7 protein-coding genes are annotated in these 7,957 nt (G+C 45.4%); 5 read left to right on the top strand and 2 right to left on the bottom strand.

Annotated elements, in window-relative coordinates; all coding sequences use genetic code 11:
• The 4 genes from A3761_RS27740 to A3761_RS14170 all read left to right on the top strand — a co-directional run.
• Positions 1–198 (top strand): hypothetical protein (locus A3761_RS27740; RefSeq protein WP_197472832.1); only part of this gene is annotated, 198 nt, incomplete at its 5' end.
• Positions 191–1,498 (top strand): HlyD family type I secretion periplasmic adaptor subunit, encoded by a 1,308-nt coding sequence (locus A3761_RS14160; protein ID WP_197469720.1) that lies wholly within the window; start codon positions 191–193, stop codon positions 1,496–1,498. The genes A3761_RS27740 and A3761_RS14160, both read left to right, overlap by 8 nt.
• 154 nt (positions 1,499–1,652) lie before the next feature.
• The gene (locus A3761_RS14165) at positions 1,653–3,011 is read left to right on the top strand and encodes a TolC family outer membrane protein (protein WP_197469718.1); all 1,359 of its coding nucleotides are present in this window, start codon (positions 1,653–1,655) and stop codon (positions 3,009–3,011) included.
• The gene (locus tag A3761_RS14170; protein ID WP_156490360.1) at positions 3,008–3,238 is read left to right on the top strand and encodes a hypothetical protein; all 231 of its coding nucleotides are present in this window, start codon (positions 3,008–3,010) and stop codon (positions 3,236–3,238) included. The genes A3761_RS14165 and A3761_RS14170 overlap by 4 nt, the downstream gene beginning before the upstream one ends.
• Before the next feature lie 488 nt (positions 3,239–3,726).
• Here A3761_RS14170 and A3761_RS14175 read toward each other — a convergent pair whose 3' ends face one another.
• Positions 3,727–5,421: a VCBS domain-containing protein gene (locus A3761_RS14175; RefSeq protein ID WP_068553267.1), complete on the bottom strand. Its 1,695-nt coding sequence runs from the start codon at positions 5,419–5,421 to the stop codon at positions 3,727–3,729.
• A gap of 195 nt (positions 5,422–5,616) precedes the next feature.
• On the bottom strand, positions 5,617–7,023 hold the full coding sequence (glnA, locus tag A3761_RS14180; protein WP_068553266.1) for a glutamate--ammonia ligase: 1,407 nt from the start codon (positions 7,021–7,023) through the stop codon (positions 5,617–5,619).
• 582 nt (positions 7,024–7,605) lie between these two features.
• Here glnA and A3761_RS14185 point away from each other — a divergent pair.
• The coding region (locus A3761_RS14185; protein WP_156491853.1) for a GTP-binding protein at positions 7,606–7,957 on the top strand (352 nt) is incomplete at its 3' end.

A 7,957-nucleotide genomic window follows, 5' to 3' on the forward strand; every position in this document is an offset into this window, starting at 1 on the left:
CTGCTACTTAGCACGCACCGGGCTTCTTTGCTGGCCCTGGTGGACCGAATTATCGTGATGGATCAAGGAAAAATTGTTGCTGATGGGCCAAAGGAAAGTGTTTTGGATGCGCTCAAGCGAGGCTTGATTCAGGCAGGGAGCCAAAGTGCTCACAATGATAAACAAGGTCATGGAAAGGGAGGTGTTTCCAATGACTGAGTTCCGTTCAACCCCTATCACTCAAGCCTTAAATGATCATGGTAATGTCATAAAGTCACGACGCTTGCTGTGGCTTATAATTTTGATCTCTTTTTCATTTATCTGCTGGACTGCTTATGCAGAGGTGGATGAGTTGGTTCGTGGTGTAGGTAAGGTTATCCCTTCGAAGCAATTGCAGTTGGTCCAGAATCTTGAGGGTGGCATTCTCTCGGAATTATTGGTGGAGGAAGGTGAGGAAGTCGAAGCCGGTCAGGTTTTATTAAAACTGGATGATAAGCAGCTTGCTTCCCGTTTTCGGGAGCGTGAACAGGTAGTGCGAGTGCTTCAGGCTCGCTCAGAAAGGCTGCGAGCCGAAGCGCAAGGCGGAGAGCTTTCTTTTTCTGAATCTCTGGTTCGTGATGACCAGGCTTTAGTGAGAGAGCAGCAAGCGCTTTTTACTCAAAGGCTTGAACAGTTAAGAGCCTCCAAAGTAATAATAAGTCAGCAAATTCAGCAGAAACACCAATTATTGGATCAGCTTCAAGGTCAGCTTCGTCAGTCTAGAGCGCAGGAGTTGCTGGTGAAAAAGGAGTTGGCAATATTGGAGCCTTTGTTTGAGCAAGGGGTTGTCTCTGAGGTGGAGCTGATCAGGTCTGAAAAGAGTGTCTTGGAGGCCAAGGGGAGAGCCTCAGATATTGAGCTGAAGTTGCCGCAAATTGAATCGTCTATCAAAGAGCTGACAAATCGTAGAGCTCAGTTAGAGTTGGACTTTAGGTCTGAGTCTCGTCTTGAATTAAATGATGTGTTAGCAGAGCTGGCTCAGATGTCTCAAGGTCACGATGTATTGGAGGATAGGGTTGACCGAACCCAGGTTCGATCGCCTGTTAATGGTATCGTTAAAGAGCTTATGGTGACCACCTTGGGTGGGGTTATTCAGCCGGGAATGGATTTGGTGAGTGTTGTCCCGATGGAGGATGCTTTGCTAATTGAGACAAAAGTCCGCCCTGCCGATATTGCACGACTGTACCCTGGACAGAAAGCAATGGTAAAATTCACCGCATATGATTTCACGGTTTATGGAGGGCTCGAAGCTGAGCTGGTTCATATTAGTGCTGATTCCAGTACAAATGAACAAGGTGATAGCTTCTACCTGGTACGCGTCAAGACGCGAGATAATAACTTGAAGTTCGGAGACAAGCTCCTTCCGGTTATTCCTGGTATGATTGCCCAAGTAGATATTCTGACAGGGAAGAAAACCTTGCTGACGTATCTCTTGAAACCAATATTAAAAGCCCGGCAGGTTGCGCTGACCGAACAGTAAGTTTTGACTTGCTCACTATGCAACTTTTCAGGGTTTTATCTACGGATAGATAATAATAAGTAGCAACCAGTTTGGTTGTTAACGTAGAGGCAATAATAAAATGCAGTTTCTTTCGCGCTTGTTCTTGTGCTTAGCTGTCACAGGCTGTTTTAGCGTGGCCCCTGTTTTTTCCCAAGAGCTAGATTCAAGTTTCTCGAACACTATAGATGAGCCAGGGCTGTCTAAGAAAGCTTCGGCAGTTCGTGGCATTCAGGAGAGCGTGAGCTTAACCTTAGCCAGTCATCCGCAACTTAAAGCAATGGTCAGCGAGTTGTATGCTCAGATGGCGGACATCGAGGAACGGGAGTCTGCGTTTCTACCTAAGCTTGTTTTATCTCTAGGTGTCGGGCGTGAGCATAGTAATAACACTTCGACAAGGTCATTGACGGGAAGTGGCTCTGAACAAATGGAGCGCCGAGAAGCTTCACTTGCCTTAAGGCAAATGTTATTTGATGGCTTTCAAACTCATTGGCAGCGTGAAAGCGGCGTAGAGATGGGGCAGGCACGACGTCTAGCGATGCGCTCTCAGGCAGAAACGCTAGCCTATGATGCTGTGCAGGCGCATTTGGATGTTATGCGTGCGAACTTTGCTCTTGAGGATCATATTGCGAACCTGCAAACTCATGAACGGATTGCGAAAGACGTGGGTATGAGAGCTCGTTTGGGAAAAGATGACCGAGCCAAGGTAAGTCAGGTCAGTGCGCGTTTATCTTTATCTTTGGCAAATGTCGAGGCAGCAAAGGCTAAGCTTAGAGCGGCTGAGGCGGCTTATTTTCGAGTTGTAGGCTCAAGGCCTGCTTTATCTTTGGCTTTTAGTCCAGGCTTGTTATCGATGCCAAATTCGCTGGAACAGCTATTGGAAGAGGTGTCCTCACAGAATCCTCAGTTATTATCTGAAGCGCGAGCGCTTCGAGCGAGCAAGGCTGAGCGTTCGGCAGCGAAGTCTACTAATTTACCTTCGATTTATCTGGAATCTGGTGCGAGTTGGAATGATAACCTTGATGGTGTTAAAGGGCGAAATAATGATGCTTTTGTGATGCTGCGTATGCAATATGACTTATTCAACGGTGGGCGAGACTCAGCGGCTAAGAATAAGGCTGCTCTGCGTGTTAAGCGGGCAGTGTATCGCATGGAAGATGCGCAGCGTGAGTTAAGCTTAGCGGCTGAGCAGGCTTGGCATCGTTACCAGAGTTTATCGACTCGTTACGCCTTACTTCAGGATTATGCAGAATCGGCAGAAAACACCAAGCGAGCCTACATTAAGCAGTTTGATATTGGCCAGCGAAGCTTGATTGATCTGCTGGATGCCGAGAATGAACTATTAAATGCTAAGCGTTTAAGTAGTGAGGCGCGATATGACTTGTATTTGATTAAGTATGAGCTGTTGTACCTGCAGGGTAGTTTGCTGGATCACTTGTCTCAAAATATTACGATATCCCCTAAAGTAACTAAGTTCCTGGACGAAAGGGCATGATGATGGATCAGCAAGAAAAGGAGGCTTTATTTTTAGCGTTACAGGATAGCGATGCTGACTTGGCCAGAGTGACGGAAGACCTCATCTCCTTGCTGGTGCAGAAAGGTATTATTTTGTTTACCGAACTGCCTAGCGCAGTACAGGCTAAGCTTGTTGATAGAGAAAAGCTGAGAGAAAAATTGGGCCAGGTGAATGTGTCTATATTATCGGAGGGCGATACGCTCTAGCTTTATATGTATCGGCTCAAACCCGATTTTACAGCTTGTAATACAGAGCGCGACATGACCAAACAAAATATCAAAGCCTTGAAAGTTCGCTAAGTTGACGCTCAAGCCCCCCCCCAAAAAAAAACCAGTCATTCCTGCGTAGGCGGGAATCCAGTGTCTTGATTAATAGGCAGCATTTGAAGCTACAGAAGTAATCGAATTAATAAGTTTTCGGTCAAAAACAATGGATCCCCGCCTACGCGAGGATGACTACTGTGGTGAGCATTCCTTGGGGGATGAATTTTAGAATAAGGTAACCCAGGAAGTTCTGGAAGTTCAAATCGTTTCAACGTCCGTTAAAGCATACTATTCGACCAAATTCATACTTGGTACCAAGGTTTTCTTCTGGTGTCTGCACGACTAAGCCATGCTCTGGTCGCAATCTGTTTTTCAATAAGTCAGTTCGAGTGCTGCGTTTACACTTTACAGTGCCTAGAGTTTCAACTCTCTTAAGTAATGAGGTTGTTGTCTTGAAGATTTTGCTGAGTAATTTGCTGTAAAATCTCGCTTGCACTTGTATTGGCATTGTCTAGGGTCTCGCCCGTGGACTGATGGCTAGAGTTAGCCTTTCCGAATACGCTTTCTAGGTCGTTCTCTGTGTCATCATGTAGAACTTGATTTAACTCTAGGGTCTCTGGCTTGCTGGAGCTGTTGTTGGCAAAGAGTGGCTGATCACTTCCTTCAATCTTTATAATGACTGTTTGTGTCGTGCCATCAACACTTTCGACAACAAATGTGTCAAACAAGCGTTCCTTCTCACCCAAAGAGATGACTTTCGGGTTGTTAGTATTTAGTTCGTATCGCCAGTTGCCGTGTTCATCAATGCTACCAGTGCCATAGTTAGAGCGTGTGGCAATGTCTTCGGCTGCTATAAAGTGAGACTGACCAAAGTCAGGATCATCGATGTTTAGCTTCTGCTCGGCATAAGTTGAAGTGGCTAAGTCGATCGTTTCAGAGTTGTCACCGCTTAAAAAAGGCTTGTCATCGGCGCCAAAAATAGTGATCTTGAGAAGTTGATTAGTACCGTCCACGCTTTTTAGCGGGATTAGGTCATGCAAAGTGTCGTTTTGATGAAGGCTTTTTACTGCGTCTGACTCACTATTGAGCGAATAAGTCCATTCGCCACTAGCGGAAATACTTACAAAGCCGTATGCGCCTTCAACCATGTCTTCAGCCAGCATTTGGGCTTCATCTTGGTCGAGGTCTTTAACAGTAAGCGTGCCGCTGATCGTTTCGGGTCTTTCACCAGGGCTATAGTTACTTAGTGCTGAAACTTCAGCGCTCTTGTCGCCAGAGATTGTTGCGCTGTCGTTAATCCCATGTATGGTGATATTGAGGGTAAATTTGTCGCCACTTTTGCTGATTAGGTCGATGCTGTCGATAAGGGAGTCGTTTGCCCCCAGTTCTTGAATTTTCGAAGTGTTGTTGTCTAGCGTGTATTGCCAGCTGCCGTCGCTGTTGTAATTGATTTGGCCATAAGCTGTTTCATGACTGGTTTCGTCAAATTCATAGTGTGTATCAACTTGGCCGCTTACTTCAAAGTGAATGTCTTCAGTAGTGCTTCGGTGCAGAGTTCCAAGGGATTTGCTGGAATGATCTATCTCTGCTTCTGTGTGAGGCAGTATGGCAGTTGAAGTGCTGACTTGTTCACTATTTTGTTCGTCTAAACTGGCTACTTCGTATTTGCTTTGCTTCGCTGAGTTGGCGGTACTTGTTTCTACATACGCATTGCTGGAAAAACTCTCGCCAGGTGGGCTGGAAAATTCTCCGTTAAGCTGGGTGGGGCTTTCTTCGTACCCGGCTGCAGTGGAGGGGAGTAGAGAGAAATCAAAATCTTCGTCGTTAATGATGCTGTCTTGTAGGGTGGCAATATCGTTTAACTGTTGCTCGTTTGCGTTCGATAGCTCATGTTCCAGCTTCTTGAGTGTCGCCTTGGCTTGCAGTGCTTGGTTCGATGCTGTGTCGAGCTGTTCAAGGTTCAGCGAAGCTTCTCGTGGAGGGAATATGTCATTAAGTAGTATGGATGGATGTACGTCCGGACTTGTCTTGTTAATGTCGGTGTTTGTAGTTTGCCCATGAGCCTGTTCAAGCACTTGGCTAGAAAAAAGGCGGGTTGATACTAACAGGCTAGGCTGAGCCGACATGAATGCACTCCGGTTGTACAATTAATACAGTGAGTTAATACACTAAGAGTATTATGAGTGTTTGTCTAGATTATGGCGGGCGGATTTTGTGATCAAATGTAAAAAGCCCGCTAATGTTGCCATTAACGGGCTTTTATTCTGAACCTACATGCGCAGGTTAGGCTATCTGTGATGATAGCTTATAGAACATCGTACTTATAGAGAGTAGTACAATTCAAACTCAACTGGGTGAGTTGTCATGTTCAATAGCTCAACTTCTTCACGCTTAAGATCGATGAAACCCTGGATCATGTCTTCAGTGAAAACATCACCCTTAGTTAGGAATTCGTGATCTGCTTCTAGAGCGTTTAGTGCTTCTTCTAGCGTAGCAGCAACTGTTGGGATCTCAGCAGCTTCTTCAGCAGGAAGGTCATATAGATCTTTATCAGCTGGGTCGCCAGGGTGGATCTTGTTCTGGATGCCGTCAAGGCCAGCCATTAGTAGCGCAGAGAACGCTAGGTATGGGTTAGCCGTTGGATCTGGGAAGCGAGCTTCCAGACGACGTGCTTTCGGGCTATTTACGTATGGAATACGGATAGAAGCAGAACGGTTACGTGCAGAGTATGCCAACATAACTGGTGCTTCGAAGCCTGGAACCAAACGCTTGTATGAGTTAGTAGAAGCGTTAGTGAAAGCGTTCAAAGTCTTAGCGTGCTTAATGATACCGCCGATGTAGTATAGGCACTCATCAGATAGACCAGCATAGCCGTCACCAGCCATAACGTTAACGCCATCTTTTGCAAGAGACATGTGAACGTGCATGCCAGAACCGTTATCGCCAACTACTGGCTTAGGCATAAATGTCGCAGTCTTGCCGTAAGCGTGAGCAACGTTGTGTACACAATACTTAAGGATCTGAACTTCATCAGCCTTGTTTACTAGTGTATTAGCGCCAACACCGATTTCACACTGACCAGCAGTACCAACTTCGTGGTGGTGTACTTCGATTACTAGACCCATTGCTTCCATCGCTGCACACATTGCTGCACGAAGGTCGTGTAGAGAGTCAACTGGTGGTACTGGGAAGTAACCGCCTTTAACGCCTGGACGGTGACCAATGTTACCGCCTTCGAATTCTGCGTGGCTACCCCAAGCAGCTTCTTCAGAGTTGATTTCGTACATAGCGCCGTTCATGTCGGCTTTCCACTTAACGTCATCAAATACGAAGAATTCTGGCTCTGGACCAAACAATGCAGAGTCAGCGATACCTGTAGACTTCAAGTATTCTTCAGCACGGATCGCAACAGAGCGTGGGTCGCGCTCGTAGCCTTGCATAGTTGAAGGCTCAACGATGTTACAACGAAGGATCAAAGTGCTTTCTTCTGTGAACGGGTCAAGTACTGCTGTAGCGTCTTCAGGCATAAGGATCATGTCTGATTCGTTGATGCCTTTCCAGCCAGCAATTGATGAACCGTCAAACATTTTGCCTTCTTCGAAGAAGTCTTCGTCAACTTCAGAAGATGGAATGCTTACGTGTTGTTCTTTACCGCGAGTATCTGTGAAGCGAAGGTCGACCCATGTGACTTCGTTTTCTTTGATTAGGCCGAGAGTTTTCTCTGACATTCTAATTTCTCCATTTTTGGACGTATTCGAAACAAAGGTTTGTTTCATGTTATTTCAAGTGCCGAGCACTGCACTAAATTGTCACACTCAAGTTGCGACATGCGCAGTGCCTAGCGATTTTCGCAGCAGGTGTCCGGCCTAACCAGTCTAAACAAACTTTTCAAATACTATTTATATTTCAAGTACCGTCCAAGTTGTCAGACGCCTTTGCTGGGCAGCCTGGAAGAGGAAAAAATGAAGGATAGCAGAACTATCTTCATTATTCCCCAATTATTTGTTGACATTAGTTTTTCTATGTCAGTGTGCAATATGTTTGCCAATTTTGATTATTTGTAAGTGCTTGAAAATAGGTGGCTGGAAGGGAGTATCAGTGGATTTTTACGATGTAATGCGCACCATAGCGGTGCTTCATGCTGTTTAGTGCAATAAAATGGTGCGACAGTAAAAAACTAAAATGTAAAATATTTGTTTACTGCATTTTAATATGACGTTCTTTCTGTATAATTCGCGTCCAATTTATATTCAGTTACTTTTAATTTAAGTCTTGGATTTAGTCTTTTCAGGATAACAGGTACCCGTATTGTGATAGAGAAATTAAGAAATATTGCCATCATTGCTCACGTTGATCATGGTAAAACGACGCTTGTAGATAAGTTGTTAAGCCAATCGGGTACACTCGAACGTCGGGACGAAGGTTCTGAGCGTATCATGGACTCCAATGACCAGGAAAAAGAGCGCGGTATTACCATTCTGGCAAAAAATACAGCCATTCAATGGAATGACTATCATATCAATATCGTTGACACACCTGGGCACGCTGACTTCGGTGGCGAAGTAGAGCGTGTATTATCGATGGTTGACTCGGTATTGCTGTTGGTTGATGCCGTTGATGGGCCGATGCCTCAAACTCGCTTTGTGACTTCAAAAGCGTTTG

Source organism: Oleiphilus sp. HI0123 (assembly GCF_001635315.1).